This window comes from Paenibacillus sp. FSL K6-2393 (assembly GCF_038002545.1).
Classification (GTDB): domain Bacteria; phylum Bacillota; class Bacilli; order Paenibacillales; family Paenibacillaceae; genus Paenibacillus.
Genome location: NZ_JBBOCU010000001.1, coordinates 25,297 through 40,424, shown reverse-complemented (window position 1 = coordinate 40,424; position 15,128 = coordinate 25,297). Strand labels below are relative to the sequence as shown.

At 45.9% G+C, this 15,128-nt stretch carries 12 protein-coding genes; all 12 read right to left on the bottom strand.

The window, feature by feature from the left end:
- Positions 1-160: 160 nt before the first annotated feature.
- Positions 161-1,447 (bottom strand): adenylosuccinate synthase, encoded by a 1,287-nt coding sequence (locus tag MHI14_RS00200; RefSeq protein ID WP_036671866.1) that lies wholly within the window; start codon positions 1,445-1,447, stop codon positions 161-163.
- Between the two features lie 444 nt (positions 1,448-1,891).
- On the bottom strand, positions 1,892-3,253 hold the full coding sequence (gene dnaB, locus MHI14_RS00195) for a replicative DNA helicase (RefSeq protein WP_036611922.1): 1,362 nt from the start codon (positions 3,251-3,253) through the stop codon (positions 1,892-1,894).
- 1 nt (position 3,254) lies between these two features.
- The gene (gene rplI, locus MHI14_RS00190; RefSeq protein ID WP_133386402.1) at positions 3,255-3,698 is read right to left on the bottom strand and encodes a 50S ribosomal protein L9; all 444 of its coding nucleotides are present in this window, start codon (positions 3,696-3,698) and stop codon (positions 3,255-3,257) included.
- Entirely contained in the window at positions 3,695-5,686 is a 1,992-nt protein-coding gene (locus MHI14_RS00185; RefSeq protein ID WP_076252179.1) for a DHH family phosphoesterase, read from the bottom strand. The genes rplI and MHI14_RS00185 overlap by 4 nt, the downstream gene beginning before the upstream one ends.
- A gap of 11 nt (positions 5,687-5,697) precedes the next feature.
- A complete protein-coding gene (locus tag MHI14_RS00180; protein WP_243391271.1) occupies positions 5,698-6,618 on the bottom strand; it encodes a DUF2232 domain-containing protein in 921 nt (306 codons plus the stop codon).
- Positions 6,615-6,917, bottom strand: a complete 303-nt coding sequence (locus MHI14_RS00175) for a MazG-like family protein (protein WP_036611930.1) — start codon at positions 6,915-6,917, stop codon at positions 6,615-6,617. The genes MHI14_RS00180 and MHI14_RS00175 overlap by 4 nt, the downstream gene beginning before the upstream one ends.
- A gap of 264 nt (positions 6,918-7,181) precedes the next feature.
- Positions 7,182-7,607 carry a CBS domain-containing protein gene (locus tag MHI14_RS00170; protein WP_062836539.1) on the bottom strand — a complete coding sequence of 142 codons (426 nt, stop codon included), beginning with the start codon at positions 7,605-7,607 and terminating at the stop codon, positions 7,182-7,184.
- A 184-nt stretch (positions 7,608-7,791) separates the two neighbouring features.
- Entirely contained in the window at positions 7,792-8,826 is a 1,035-nt protein-coding gene (locus tag MHI14_RS00165) for an LCP family protein (protein WP_341129658.1), read from the bottom strand.
- A 475-nt stretch (positions 8,827-9,301) separates the two neighbouring features.
- Positions 9,302-10,891 carry an MFS transporter gene (locus MHI14_RS00160; RefSeq protein WP_341129657.1) on the bottom strand — a complete coding sequence of 530 codons (1,590 nt, stop codon included), beginning with the start codon at positions 10,889-10,891 and terminating at the stop codon, positions 9,302-9,304.
- A 337-nt stretch (positions 10,892-11,228) separates the two neighbouring features.
- Complete coding sequence (locus MHI14_RS00155; protein ID WP_091035257.1) at positions 11,229-12,119, bottom strand: D-alanyl-D-alanine carboxypeptidase family protein; 891 nt, start codon at positions 12,117-12,119, stop codon at positions 11,229-11,231.
- Positions 12,120-12,371: 252 nt separating this feature from the next.
- Positions 12,372-14,198, bottom strand: a complete 1,827-nt coding sequence (locus MHI14_RS00150) for an oligopeptide ABC transporter substrate-binding protein (protein ID WP_341129656.1) — start codon at positions 14,196-14,198, stop codon at positions 12,372-12,374.
- A gap of 19 nt (positions 14,199-14,217) precedes the next feature.
- A complete protein-coding gene (locus MHI14_RS00145) occupies positions 14,218-15,123 on the bottom strand; it encodes an ABC transporter permease (RefSeq protein WP_091035253.1) in 906 nt (301 codons plus the stop codon).
- Between the last annotated feature and the right edge of the window lie 5 nt (positions 15,124-15,128).

Sequence of the window (15,128 nt, the reverse complement as noted above, 5' to 3'; positions counted from 1 at the left end):
ACTGTTAACCAGTATTGACGGAAATCTCGGGATTATATCCGATAAACATACAAAAAACCTCCAGTCATCGCTATAAAAGCAACAACTGGAGGCTTAACAAGCCTAAGTCTGCAGACAATTCTATTTTATAATTCAAGAAACAATCTCTCTATTTCTTCGATTACTCGTAGATTGGAAGAACTTGATTCGTTTGCTCACGGTTACGACCAACGGAGAAGATGGCAATTGGAATGCCTGTCAGTTCAGAAACACGTTTTACATAATTCTGTGTGTTCACTGGCAGGTCTTCGAGTTTCTTCGCTCCAGTGATATCTTCGCTCCAGCCTGGCATCTCTTCGTATACCGCTTCACATTCTGCCAGCATTTTGAGGCTTGCCGGATAGTGTGTGATGACCTCGCCGCGGAATTTGTATCCTGTGCAGATTTTTACGGTTTCCAGACCTGTCATTACGTCCAGAGAGTTCAGGGACAGACCTGTGATTCCACTGACACGGCGCGCGTGGCGAACAACAACACTATCGAACCAACCTACACGACGTGGACGTCCAGTTACCGTACCGTACTCATGTCCAGTCTCACGGATTTGGTCACCGATTGCATCATGCAATTCCGTAGGGAATGGGCCATCTCCTACACGGGTTGTGTAAGCTTTCGCTACCCCAATGACTTGCTGAATACGAGCCGGGCCTACGCCAGAACCGATACATACGCCACCTGCGGACGGATTGGATGATGTAACAAATGGATAAGTTCCTTGATCAAGGTCCAACATAACGCCTTGTGCGCCTTCAAACAATACTTTTTTGTCCTCATCAATATATTCGTTCAGAACAACCGATGTATCACGTACGTAAGGACGCAGAATTTCAGCATATCCGAGGTAATCTTGCAGAATCTCTTCAACATCAACAGGCTGCCCGCCATAGACTTGCTCGATGACACGGTTCTTTTCTTTGACCAAATGACGCAGTTTCAGTTCGAAATCTTCAGCATCCAGCAGGTCAACCATCCGAATACCAATACGAGCTGATTTGTCCATGTAACATGGGCCAATTCCTTTGCCAGTCGTACCGATTTTGTTCGGACCTTTGCTCTCTTCTTCCAGTGCATCCAATACCATGTGATATGGCAGGATGATATGTGCGCGCTCACTAATGGACAGGTTCTTGGTTGTGAAATCATTGTCATGAATATAGTTAATTTCTTCGATGAGTGCCTTCGGGTTGATAACCATTCCGTTACCAATAACACACGCTTTATCCGTGTAGAAAATCCCTGATGGAATCATCGTCAGTTTATATTTTTTGTTATCAATCAGAATTGTATGACCCGCATTGTTACCACCTTGATAACGAGCCACCACATCAGCGCTCTCCGCCAAATAATCCGTGATTTTACCTTTTCCTTCGTCTCCCCATTGCGTTCCCACTACAACTACCGTTGACATAGTTAACATTCCTCCGTGGGTGCCTTGCGCACCTTTGTATTGGTCTGTCCGTCCTCTATCCCGGCAGGCATGTTACGCAATAAACCGACTGAGAAGCGTGCTAACGGACAGTAAAAATGTCCTTCCGTTACATTCAAGGGAAGGTTTGCGCTGCTTTAACGCAGCAGTATTAGTGTACCAGTACCCTTTTTCAAAGTCAAATCAAATGGCGAACAATTAGATATAGTACAACTGTAATGTTCGGGATTTACCCACTATTTCAACATAAAAAACCGGAGACTACAGTCCAAGCTTGCTTGACTGCTATCACCGGTTCAAGGATACCCATTTCAATGTGAATCTATATCTGGTATTTATAAGACATGTTTGAGTTTAGTGGCTCTAATGGTTGATCTTCGGGACAGACGATTTTGCTTCATGACCAAAGCCGTCAGCACCTGCCCGTTACATCGCGAAGGCGTCATTGTGCGCCCTCTCGTAATTGACGAATTTATTAAAGTTTTTCAGGAAGACCAGTTCCACCGTACCTACCGGACCGTTACGCTGTTTAGCGATAATGATCTCGATAATATTTTTCTTCTCGGTCTCTTGGTTGTAGTAGTCATCCCGGTACAGGAACGCTACGATGTCGGCATCTTGCTCGATCGAACCCGATTCCCGCAAGTCACTCATCATCGGACGTTTGTCCTGACGTTGCTCTACACCCCGGCTCAGCTGGGACAAGGCAATAACCGGAACTTCCAGTTCCCGGCCAATCTGTTTCAGTGTACGTGAAATCTCGGATACCTCTTGTTGACGGTTCTCCCCTGCTTTACCACGTCCACTAATCAGTTGAAGATAGTCGATCAGGATCATGCCAAGGCCTTTCTCTTTCTTCAGACGACGGCATTTGGCACGAATATCCGCTACGGTAATCCCTGGCGTATCATCTATAAAGATGTTGGCTTCTGACAAAGCTGCAATACCCATCGTCAGCTTCTGCCAGTCTTCATCACCCTTAAAGTCACCCATACGCATCACGCTGGCATCCAGGTTGGCTTCCGCACAGATCATACGTTGCACCAGCTGGGCAGCTGACATCTCCAGACTGAAGATGGCTACCGTCTCCTGTGCCCGAATGGCAACGTTCTGAGCGATATTCAGGGCAAAGGCCGTCTTACCTACGGAAGGACGGGCCGCTACAATGATCAAGTCACTGCGCTGGAATCCGGCAGTCATTTTGTCCAGATCGATGAACCCGGACGGAATACCTGTCGTTGTCCCCTTATTCTGATGAAGTGTTTCCACACGATCGAATACTTCCATCAGTACGTCCTGAATGGCTATAAAACCACTACTGGAGCGACGGTTGGAGATCTCCAAAATGCGACGTTCAGCTTCTCCAAGCATCGCTGCAACATCTTCGCCGCCTGTATATCCTTCACTCACGATCTGTGTTGCCGTACGAATCAGGCGACGCAGCATCGATTTCTCTTCGATAATCTGAGCGTAATAGTCTACGTTCGCGGCTGTAGGTACACCATGGGCTAGCTTAGCCAGATAACTAACGCCCCCGATGTCCTCCAACTCACCTTTATCCTTCAGAAGCGAAGTCAGTGTCACGAGGTCAATCGGTTGATTTCCCTCACCAAGTTGGATCATCGCTTCAAAGATTAATTGATGGGGCTTATCATAGAAATCCTCGGTTTGCACCCGTTCCATCGCTGTAATCAGGGCTTCGCCCTGCAACAGGATTGCACCCAGCACGGCCTGTTCGGCTTCCAGGTTCTGCGGGGGAATCCGGTCGAATAACATTTCTCCGCCCATCTTACTCTTCCGTTACCTGTACCTTCAAGGTTGCCTTCACTTCAGGGTGAACCTTGACAGTTACTTGTGTTACGCCGAGTGTACGAATAGGCTCGTCCAGCTCAATTTTGCGTTTGTCTACTTTCAGACCCTTTTTAGACAAAGCTTCTGCGATTTGTTTGCTGGTAATGGCGCCGAACAGACGACCACCTTCGCCGGACTTGGCTTTCAGTTCAGTCACTTCTGCTTCCAGCTTTTTCGCAAGTGCTTCCGCTTCCGTTTTCTCTTCCTGCTTGATTCTTTCTTCAGCTGCCTTCTGGTTATCCAGTGTCTTCATGTTGCCGTCCGTTGCCAGACGTGCGATTCCCCGTGGCAATAGGAAGTTCTGTGCGTAACCCTCAGATACTTCTTTCACTTGCCCTTTCTTGCCTTGACCCTTCATATCTTTTATAAAAATGACTTTCATTCGAACAGCCCCTCTTCCTTTTCGATTTCAGCCAGTACGTTCGTCAGCCGTTTTTCTGCCTCTCCAAGCGTTCCTTCAAGCTGCACGGCAGCATTCGTCAAATGTCCGCCACCGCCCAGTCGTTCCATGACAACCTGAACATTCATGCGCCCCAGCGATCTCGCGCTGATGCCAATCAGTCCATCCGGACGCTCACTAATCACAAATGAAGCGACCACGTCAGTCATGTTCAGCAATGTGTCCGCCACCTGGGCGATCATCATCTGTGAAATCTTGCTGCCAGGGTCTGTGACCGCCAGCGCAATGTTCCCGTATACCATTTTAGCATGCTTTATGATTTCTGCCTTAGCAATATATTCTGACAGATCCTCTTTCATCAACCGCTGGATCATAATGGTGTCCGCACCGCTACGGCGCAAGAAGCCTGCCGCTTCGAACGTTCTGGACCCCGTGTGCAGTGCAAAATGCTTCGTATCCACCGTAATCCCGGCAAGTAGAGCCGTAGCTTCTAGCGGAGTGAATTGTACCTTGTCATGAATGTATTGCAAGAGTTCGGTTACCAATTCGGCAGCAGAAGACGCATAAGGTTCCAGATAGATCAACACTGCGTCATTGATGAACTCTTCGCCCCGGCGATGGTGATCCACAACTACGACACGGGTAGCAGACTGTACCAGTTTCGGTTCCATGGTCATGGAGGCCTTATGGGTATCCACTACAACCAGCAACGTGTGCTCGGTCATCATCTGGGTTGCCTGTTCCGGTGATACAAATGCTTTGGACAACTTCTCATCCTTGTTCACTTGCTCCATCATGCGTTCAATCGATGGATTAATTCCATCCAAAACAATCCGTGCTTCCACATTGTACAGACTGGCCGCTTTCCACACTCCGATGGATGCGCCGATCGCGTCCATATCCGGAATTTTGTGCCCCATGATGAGCACCCGATCGCTCTCCTGCATGAGATCACGCAGCGCGTGCGCAATAACGCGGGCTCTTACCCGTGTCCGTTTCTCCACTGCGTTAGACTTGCCGCCATAGAAAGACAGGCGTTGTCCGGACTTCACGGCAGCCTGATCACCACCACGTCCAAGCGCCATGTCCAGACTGGACTGTGCCAGTTCTCCCATCTCGCTGATGCTATCCGATCCAAACGCCAGTCCGACACTGAGTGTCATTGGCACTTTGAGGTCAGCAGTCATCTCCCGAACTTCATCCAAAATGACAAATCGGCTCTGCTCCAGTTCCTGCAAAGACTTATGATTCAACATCAACAGATAACGATCAGAAGACAGACGGCGCAGGTACACTTCGTACCGCTTGGCCCATGACGTAATCTCGCTAGTCACACGGGCAATCAGCGCTGTACGCTGTTGATCGTCCATGCCTTGGGCAGCCTCGTCCAGATTATCAAGAACGAGAATTCCCAATGCAAGGCGTTCATTTTCATATTTATCACGAAGAATGGCTAGCTCTGTAATCTCGTATACATATACATACCGCTCCTGCGGGTTATGAATAACTCCATAATGCCGATCATCCAACTGGAATTCGTCATGCAACTCCTTGGATGAATGTTCCTTCGTCCCATCCTTCTTCTCTTTAGGCTGAGGAAGTTTGGGAAACAAATTAAGTAGCGGATTACCCACCATTGTCTTCTCCTGGAACATCTCCGCGACAAAGCGGTTATGCCACTCTACCGTACGATCTTCGCTGTACAGCACAATTCCGAATGGAAGCATGCTGACCGCTTCCCCCTCCATCCGTTTGATCCGAATAGACAGGCCATTAATGTAGTCGTTAAGCTCACGGCGGAACGCGAGCTCCGCCTTAATCATGACGATTCCCAGCGCCGAAGCCAGTATCAGACTAATCAAACCAAGCGTCCAGTTATAAATGGTAACGAACATAACGAGCAACAGCAGCAGTATGAACGCCCATACGGTATAGTAGCCGTGCCAGCGTTTCTTCAGAAATTTAGGCATGACTCATCACCCTATCGTTTTGATTTCGATATTGCCTCACGAAGCGGGAACGCCAGATCGATAATTCCGATAATCCGAAGCGGACCAATGAAGAAGACCGCAGCCGCCAGGAAATATGGTATAACCGGATTCCATTTCTTTGTATGTGAGAGAAAGAAGAAGAAACCGATCGCTTGAATCATGAAGCCCAGATTAATTAACGGGGACAGATTCATAGCAATCATAGTCCAGTATGTTCCATCACTTTGTCTGGAGATCACTTCAATCAACAGTGCGAGGAAATAATACCAGATCAACGCACGCGGCATACGCCATTCTCTCGCTGGTGGAAGTTTCGATACCACCACACCCATCACGTTCAGAATCGGACGAGCAATGGCGTGTGTAATAAAGGCCATTACCATCGATGTAACAACGAGAGCAAACGGAATCATAAGCTGTGTTTGTTTGGCAACATCCTCGGTCATCTCAGGTGTCCATGCAAACCCGTTGATCATCTGATTCGATGTATTGGTTAACGGTTCAATGGTCAATTTGACCACATCTTCAATATAACTGGACAGGTCGAATTGGAAAATGACACTGCCGACCAAGAGCAACAACAAGTATTCTGCCAACATCATGCCACTTCCCGCCATCAGGGCGAACAGGGCCGATTTGCGTGTTTTATACGCGTGACCCATAACGATCGCAGGCAGGGTAAAGATGAGTAATAGTAACAGATAGATGGGGTGGAATACGACCAAAATAACGGCTACGGGCACGAGATGCCATATAAATGATTTTAAAGATAATGAAGCATACAAAATAACTCCCGGAATCATCATAAAAAATATGGCAAGTACCGATAAAGGAGTTAACAGCGAAAGTAGCAAGAGCAGATAAACTGCGCTCCAAACAGCTGATTTAAAGCTAAATTTCAACAAATTCACCTCTTACGCATATGATCTTCTAGCGAGGAAATATCCTGGTACCAGTCTTCAAGCTGGTGACCTTCCTGTTTATGCTTTTTCAACTTCTCAACTAGCAGTGCATCCAGATCCTTGAAAGGAATACCGAGCCTGCGGCCCAATATGTAACTACTCATAATCAAACTGGCAAGACTGTCCCCGATTCGAGTTGTACTGCCTTCCCATAACGCCTTGAATAATCGGGATACCTGATCAAGCACTTCGGTTTTCAGCCATTCAATCACTTTAGCGCGTTTGGCTACATCCAGTTCTTTAGGCATTTGGCGAAAGTCACTCTCCCCCGAAAAAGCTTTATTCTCGATTATAGCATAAAAAGAGGGCCCGCAAAATTACCCCAAAAAGCGGAGAAGTTCTCCGAAACTGATGTCAGGTACTTATGCGGAGTCCTCCGTACATCCTATCGACCTATATATTTGTAAAAAACTTCGAATGTGCCCTTGGTTCAGGACTTCTTAAGTTTAACATGATACCGGACGGCTGTGATTATCCCTAATGACACAATAATGTTTAAATTCGTAACAGCCTTACTTAGCCTTGATCGATTCTTTGGCTACAATGCCCTCGCAGTACTCAATAATCTGACTCCGTCTGACAATACCAATGAACCGTTCCATATCATCGACCACAGGAACAAAGTTCTGAACTTTAGCCAGATTAATCAGGTCCTCCATGTTGGCATCAATGGATACGGGTTTAATATCCAAGCGAAGGGGAACGTCCTTGAGCAAGAACTTTGAAGCGTTTTCAAATGAAATCTTTCCCTCGGCATTCTTCATATACCACAGTAAGTCGCCTTCGGTAACCGTACCAATATATTTGCCCTCTTTATTCAAAATGGGTACCGCTGTAAAACGATGATATTCCATCCGTTCCAACGTTTGCCGCAGCGTAGAATCCGACGTCACGCACGTAACCTCTTGTTTGGGTAGCAAAAAAAATGCGATGTTCATACCCTTGTGTATCCTCCTTGTGAATTTCTTCGTTCAACTTATCTCGCTCAACTTATATTATACGGATCAGAACGCAGGATGTTCCAAAAGGATAATAGTTCTCACTACAAAGAAAAAAAACAGCAGCCCGCGAATAAACGTACTGCTGATTGTGGTCTACAACACATCATTGGTATGGAATTGGTTATTCAATCTTTTGCCGGTCAGGGATCATTACTTCACCGGCTGGGGTCGATTGATCCATCCAGTTGTTAATCAGCTCTTTGGCATAATGGACATCTTTCTCGTCAGCCTGACCATAATAGATACCGTCTTTTTTCATCCCCTCACCCAGAATGGTGAAGCTTGAAATCTGCGGTTTCTCCTGAGTAAGCACTTGTTTAGCCAGATCAATAATGAAAGAAGCTCGCATATCCGTCTGGAAGCTGTCTCCCATGATCTGAATCAATTCCGGGATTTTGGCGATTTGATTCAAATTCAGCATCTCATTCGCCATCGCGTTCAAGAAAATCTGCTGCCGCTTGGTACGATTAAAATCGCTATCCTCACGATATCTTACATAATACAGTGCTTCCTGCCCGTCATAGATCGGCTTACCGCCTTCAATCGTGAATTGCACATGATCCGGGTTCTTGTTTACAATGTCCTCATCAATTGGCAGTTTTACACCACCAAGCGCATCAACCACTTTTTTGATTCCGTCGAAGTTGATCGTTGCATAGTAACCCACATCAGCATCAAGAAATTTCTCCACGGTATTGATGGACATATTCTCCCCACCAAAAGCATAGGCATGCGCCAGCTTATCATAATCATCTACGCCGTCCTTGTTAGCATCCCGTCCCACAATCTGCACATACGTATCACGTGGAATGGATACCAGAAGCACGCGGGATTCCTTGGGACGTACTACAGCATAGATAACCGTATCCGAACGTCCGCGCGTCTTCTCATAGGCTCGTTTGTCCGAACCGAGCAGTAACACGGAGAAAGGTTCCTTACGATATACCGTTGGATCAGGCGTATTGTTGCCTTCTTGCGGTACATAAGAACGGGATAACTGATCTTCTACCGAACCGGCGAGAAACAGATCAAATGCCGCTACAGCCAGTTGCTGACGGAACAAATAACCTCCGATTAACAAAACAACAAGTGAAACGAGCGTTATATATAGGCCTTTTCTTCTTTTCTTCTTCTTATCTTTAGTTCTGCTTTTCATCCATTGATTCCTTCTTCACTGTCAAAATGATACTGCCTACTATATAAGTTTCATCTAATATTTACACTAATAACGGAGAGGTCAGAAAAAACCTGAAGAAGTGTAGCTAAAAGCTTTCTGAAAGAAAGCTGCATCGAAAGCACACGCTTCGCCTTTATCAACGGATTTTTACCTTTTGAATAAGGTAATTTAAAAAAAATCTGGGGATAACAGCGATCGGAAGGTTATTCTGAACTCGCAGTGATGAAGTGTAACGATTCGTTCAACTTATATAATACCAATTAAACGTCTGGGATGCCTTGTGACTCGGTGTTCACTGAAGTTTTCTCTCTCTGGAATCAAGACACCGCTTACGCTCGTTCTATTGTAATCATTGCAGGAGCAAGAAAAGTTACAATCCGGTTAAATTGAAAAGAACAGCGACTCCTTTTTAGTTTCAAAAGGTACACTGTTCTCTTCATTTTCACATGCGATCCTATCCGTTCGTGGACACACTTTCCACATGTTGGCTCTTCTCTTTTTGACGCAGACGTCCCGTTATAAGCGCAGCTACCAACGTAAGCACACTGAATACCACCGCAGACCAGAAAAGGCCATTGTAACCCTGCCCTGTCGTTTGATGCACTGCCTGGAGCAACACATCACGGATACCTTCATCAGGAATCTGGGACAGGCCCTCTGTCAGACTGGAGACATCACTCCCTGATGCCCCTCCCGAGGCATATTGTTGTAGCATCTCGGGCGGCACCTGAATTCCTTTGTCAGCGAACCCTGCCTGAATGTTGGACCCCAGGTTAATGAAAGAACGTGCCAGGAATCCGGCAAAAATGGTAGGTGCAATAGCCATCGCCATCTGGCGGAATAACGAGCTGGTCGCTACCGCGATGCCTTTGTTGTTCTCCCCCGCCTGTTCTGTGACAAGTACGTTAACTGGCGCACCCAGCATCATGCCGAAACCGATACCTACGAGTGTACTCGCGATGACAAATTGCCAGATATGCTCCACCCATAGCGGGAACAGCAGGAATCCAATGGCAGATAGCAGCCCCGCAACCGATAACGTCCAGATTGGCCCTTTGCGGTCAACGAGGTATCCACCTCCACCTGCCCCGATGCCGGATGCCAGCGCGAGCGGAGTGAACCAGTACCCGGAAGCCGTATTGGATACGCCAAGATATTGTTCAACAAAACCTGGAATAAAGATCACCGAGGCCAGAATGGCTCCGGAGAAAAAGGCAATTAACAGCGTCCAGCGAAAGGACGCAATGCCCAGAAGCTGTGTCGATACAACAGGTTCACGTTCAGATCCTTCCAGCCTTTTTTCCATGAAGTAAAAGAGCACCAGAATGATCACACCTGCCAAGAAAAAGCCGTAGAACATCGGTGATCCCAGGCTTTGAAGCATGTTCACACCGTCCAGATTGCTGAAGCTATACATTAAGCTGAGTACACCCAACGTTAGGACAGCAATACCGCTCCAGTCCACTGCTGCACGATTCAGTTCCTGCTCTTCCTGAATGAATCGAATACCTGCTATGAATAGCAGAATAGCGATAGGTACATTGATCAGGAATAACCAATGCCAGTTGCCAGTAAGATCCAGTATAAAAGCACCGACATTGGGTCCCAAAATAGCGGCAACACCATTCATACCTCCGAGCAGACCCAAAGCTGTACCCTGACGCTCCGCCGGGAACTTGCTTAATACGTATGAGCTGGCAATGATAAAGATCCCCCCGCCGCCCAAAGCTTGAATGACACGAGCAATCAGGAAAAAGGTAAACGATGTGCTCAGCGCGACGAGCAGGGACCCGATCCCAAACAACGCCACTTCAATCAGAAATAGTTTCTTGCGACCATAACGGTCCGACAGTTTGCCCGCAATAGGTACACTCACCGCAAGCCCAAGCGTGTAAAGCGTAATCGTCCAAGCTCCCCATGTTGGCGACACACCAAATGATGCATTTAAAGTGGTCAGTGAAGAGGTGATGATCCCGTTATCCAGCGCAGCCATAAATACTCCTATGGCAAACAGGATTAGCGGCCATTTCATTTGTTTTTGCATCACATTTTACCTCCCGATCAGATCGTAAATTCAGTATCGTACAGTTGGTTTGGTACATATATATTAAACCGAGTTGAATAATAATGACTCACTGGTCATTTTAAAACAAAAGAAAACCATATGTCAATTTAATAATATGGTTATATGGATCAATTTACCTCTGATTCGATAAAATAGAGTTGCCACAGGTTCAATCGCACCTGCGGACAGCCCTCATATCTTATCTAATGTACTAACGCTTGCGTAATGCTTCAATAATCTGGTCTGACTCGGTTTGTTTGACAGGTGGATCATTGGCGTCCTGAAGGTCTCTTTGATGATGCCTATGTACGCCCTCTCATTTTGAGCCCGAAAACCCATAGTTGAACAACTTCCGAGTCTCCACAAAACGCCCTTCACGAGTATCTGTTCCAAATACAACTGATATCAGTCTTTTGCCATCACGTTCAGCTGTCCCCACAAAATGATATCCGGAATCTTCATCATACCCGGTCTTCAATCCGTCATTCCCATCGTAAGCATATGGCCCACCAATGGAGGACAACATCCAGTTCGTGTTGCTCATGTACATCCCTTTTTGGTGCATTGATACTTGCATTTGACTGGAAATTCTTAAAATCTCGGGATGGTTATTCAGCAGATATCGCGCAAGCTTGCATGCATCTATAGCCGTCATTAAGGTCTGCCCTTGTATATCCATCGGACGGTTAGGACCAAGCAGCTTTTCACTGAGGCCCGTTGAATTCGTGAATTGTGTATCCTCAGACAGCCCAATCTGAGTTGCTTTCTGATTCATCTGTTGCACGAACTTCTGCTCTGTACCACTGATATGTTCAGCCAGAGCAACTGTTGCATCATTGGCTGAATAGACAGCTACGATCTCGAACAACTCCTGAACGGTGAATTGCTCTCCCTGTTTCAGGGTCAATTGACTGCCCCCAACGGAGCTAGCATATAGACTCACATTCACAAGATCATTCCAGCTTATATCACCATTGATCACGGCCTCCATCACTAACAGTTCTGTCATCAACTTACTGACGCCTGCCGGAGCAATTTCTTCGGAGCCGTTAAAATCCATTAAGATCTGTTCAGAGTTCATATCCATTAATACTGCAGATTCAGCTTTAATTCCCGGTTTGCCTACCAGCATGTCCGGTTTCACACCCAAATATATAATGAGCAGCAGAGCCAGCAGCATACCTGCCCGTTTCCACCATTTTTTCATAAAATGATCACCTCTTACCTATATAGACGAAGTGAAGAGGCATTTTGTCTGCACTTTTTTGAAAAAAAGTTAAATTTTTTTTATTTTTTGGTTACAAAAAAAACATGAACTCCGTACACCCATGCCAGAGTGTACAGAATCCATGTTTTGAAAGACACTTTAGTTCAATCTCCCAGGAGAAATCTTCATTATAATCTAGCAACCGACTTCTTAAAGGACCCCAATCCTTACAGCTGCTAATTTAAGAATGTGTTACTCAGCTACAACCGCTTTGTCTGCATTAACTTGCAGGTCGCTCAGGTAAACGCCTGTTCCATCACCAATCGCATAGTTCATTACACGTTTGTTAACTGGTGCTACAACTGCACGATACAGTGTAGGGAATACAGGAACTTCATCTACCATGTATTGCTGCCATTGATTGTAGATTTCTTTACGCTTGTCTACATCAAATGCTTCAGCAGAGATACCTTGTGCCAGCAATTTGTCATTCTCTTCGCTGGAGAATCTGGAGAAGTTGTAGAGTGCATCGCGGCCATACAGACCAGATGGATCTACGTCAATACCAACGCCCCATGCGGCTTGATACACATCAATGTTCGGATCATCTTTACCTGTGTTACCTACACGGTCATAGAAGTTGTTGAATTCAACCATTTCCAGGTTTACTTTCAAACCAATAGCTGCCCATGATTGAACGTAATAACGTGCCAATGGTTCAGCTGTGTCGCCACCAGTCATGGATACAAAGTTGATTTCGAGTGGTGATCCATCCGGATTGGTACGGAATTCACCATCCAGTTTGTAACCAGCTTCGTCGAGCAATGCTTTCGCTGCTTCTGGATCATACGTTACACCCGGATTGCTGGCATCATGGAATTCTGGATGAGACGGTGGAATCAGGGTTGTTGCGTTCCAACGCAGACCATTATAGAAACGTTTACCCACTTGATCGTTATCTACAGCCATCCACATTGCTTTACGCAAGTTTTTATCTCCCATTTTTGCTTCAGCATTGCTTTTAACTTTTCCGTTCTCTTCATCCCACGTACCCAGTTTGAAACCGATGTACGTATAAGCACGATCGATTGCACCCAGGAATTCTACGTTAGACAGGTTAGCATTGTCTTTATATTGATCTGTCGGGAATGCATCCACGAGATCTACCCCGCCAGATTTCAGTTCTTGAACAACCGTTGTCGGGTTGATAACTTTCAGAGTTACACCATCCAGTTTTGGAGCCCCACGCCAGTAGTCATCGTTTTTAACAAAAGTTACAGACTCACCTGGAGTGATAACATCCACTTTAAATGGACCAAAACCAATTGGTTTTTCACGTACTTCTTTGGAAGAAGACATTTTTGCTACATCCATATCTCCGAAGATATGTTTAGCCAGTGGATACGTCCATACGCCACCTGTCAGCAGGGACGGAGTAGATTCTTTATACGTAATGCTGATTTGTTTGTCGCTCAGCACTTTAATACCAGAGATTGTTTTTGCTTTTCCAGCATGATACTCGTCCATACCTACTACACTAGTGAAGTTGGAGTCGTAACGTGGACCATCATACGCTTTGTTACCAATAACTTCATAAGCAAACTGCAGATCTTCAGCCGTTACCGGCTTGCCATCATGCCAGTTTACATTGTCACGAATGGTCAGTGTGAACGTTTTGCCATCTTCGGAAGTCTCATATGTTGCAGCACCATCATTGGTGTATACATAGTCTTTATCCCAAGTCAGCAAGCCTTCATCGAACCATTGAAGAACCTGAGCATCCGGGTTACCGGAATAGAAGTTAAAGTTCAGTGTACCTTCAAAAGCAGTATCCGATACAAGTCCGAATGTAATCGATCCACCCTCGATCGCAGTACCCTCATTCGTTTTGACATTGTTGAAGTCTTCAATGGAGTAAACGCCCTCTTCATTAGCAGGTTTTTCCTCCGTTTTTCCCTCTTCTGTGTTGGAAGCTGGAGCTGGAGTAGCTGCTTCTTTCTCAGAGCACGCTGCGAGCACCAATACAAAGACCAACATCATCGTGAAAAATAGTCCCCGTGAAAATAATCCCTTTTTCATGAACCTTTCCTCCCTTTTTTTAACCTCTTCTTTGTCTTGCATCAGTCGCACGCTTTAGGGCTTGACCGACATTATTTATACTCAACATCAATACCAGAATCAGTACCGATGCGGGTAGCCATATCCACCATCTGGACTCCAGGGTTTGCGGATTACGTGCATAACTTACGAGTGTTCCAAGACTGGGTGTACTTTCCGGAAAACCAAATCCCAGAAAAGACAACCCGGATTCAAGGCCGATATTGGAAGCGAGATTCAATGTCATCGTTACGATAATGATTGAACTCAAGTTCGGAAGAACCTGCGAGACAACAATTTTAAAGTGGGAAGAACCGAGTGTTTTGGACGCTTTGACATACTCGAGTTCACTCTCTTGCAATGCCTTTGAGCGAATCAATCTGGCTATTCCCATCCATAAGAAGGCTGTCATGATCAATGAAAATGAAACAATGTTGTACTTAGGTACGGCTGTGACAAATGCGATAACCATCATCAGGAACGGAAGAATCATGAAAAAGTCTACGATCCGCATAAACAGGTTATCAATCATTCCACCGAAATAACCAGACAGAACCCCAACAAGGATACCGATAATTCCCGTCATAACAGTTACTAGGATACCAATGCTTAACGAGTTACGTGTCCCAATGACTAGTTGGCCAAATACATCCCGGCCTCCGTAATCCGTGCCTAGCCAGTATTGTGCAGAAGGTGGTTCATATAAGGCAAACAAGTCTACCTTAACGATTTCATCCTGATCTAAGATTATGGAAGTCCCATATACAAGGAGGATAACAAGCCCCAAGAATATGAGGGAAACCAAGGCAACCTTATCTCTAACCAGCTCTCTCCACAATATATTCAAGCTAGAGGGGCTTTTATCAACCTTCTGTGAAGTTACAACAACATCATTGGTCTTGCTCATCTTGT

What these genes read in the sequence shown, in the direction of transcription:
- MHI14_RS00200 (WP_036671866.1), bottom strand. Translation starts at nt 1,447, where the DNA reads ATGTCAACGGTAGTTGTAGTGGGAACGCAATGGGGAGACGAAGGAAAA.
- dnaB (WP_036611922.1), bottom strand. Translation starts at nt 3,253, where the DNA reads ATGGGCGGAGAAATGTTATTCGACCGGATTCCCCCGCAGAACCTGGAA.
- rplI (WP_133386402.1), bottom strand. Translation starts at nt 3,698, where the DNA reads ATGAAAGTCATTTTTATAAAAGATATGAAGGGTCAAGGCAAGAAAGGG.
- MHI14_RS00185 (WP_076252179.1), bottom strand. Translation starts at nt 5,686, where the DNA reads ATGCCTAAATTTCTGAAGAAACGCTGGCACGGCTACTATACCGTATGG.
- MHI14_RS00175 (WP_036611930.1), bottom strand. Translation starts at nt 6,917, where the DNA reads ATGCCTAAAGAACTGGATGTAGCCAAACGCGCTAAAGTGATTGAATGG.
- MHI14_RS00170 (WP_062836539.1), bottom strand. Translation starts at nt 7,607, where the DNA reads ATGAACATCGCATTTTTTTTGCTACCCAAACAAGAGGTTACGTGCGTG.
- MHI14_RS00165 (WP_341129658.1), bottom strand. Translation starts at nt 8,826, where the DNA reads ATGAAAAGCAGAACTAAAGATAAGAAGAAGAAAAGAAGAAAAGGCCTA.
- MHI14_RS00160 (WP_341129657.1), bottom strand. Translation starts at nt 10,891, where the DNA reads ATGCAAAAACAAATGAAATGGCCGCTAATCCTGTTTGCCATAGGAGTA.
- MHI14_RS00155 (WP_091035257.1), bottom strand. Translation starts at nt 12,119, where the DNA reads ATGAAAAAATGGTGGAAACGGGCAGGTATGCTGCTGGCTCTGCTGCTC.
- MHI14_RS00150 (WP_341129656.1), bottom strand. Translation starts at nt 14,198, where the DNA reads ATGAAAAAGGGATTATTTTCACGGGGACTATTTTTCACGATGATGTTG.
- MHI14_RS00145 (WP_091035253.1), bottom strand. Translation starts at nt 15,123, where the DNA reads ATGAGCAAGACCAATGATGTTGTTGTAACTTCACAGAAGGTTGATAAA.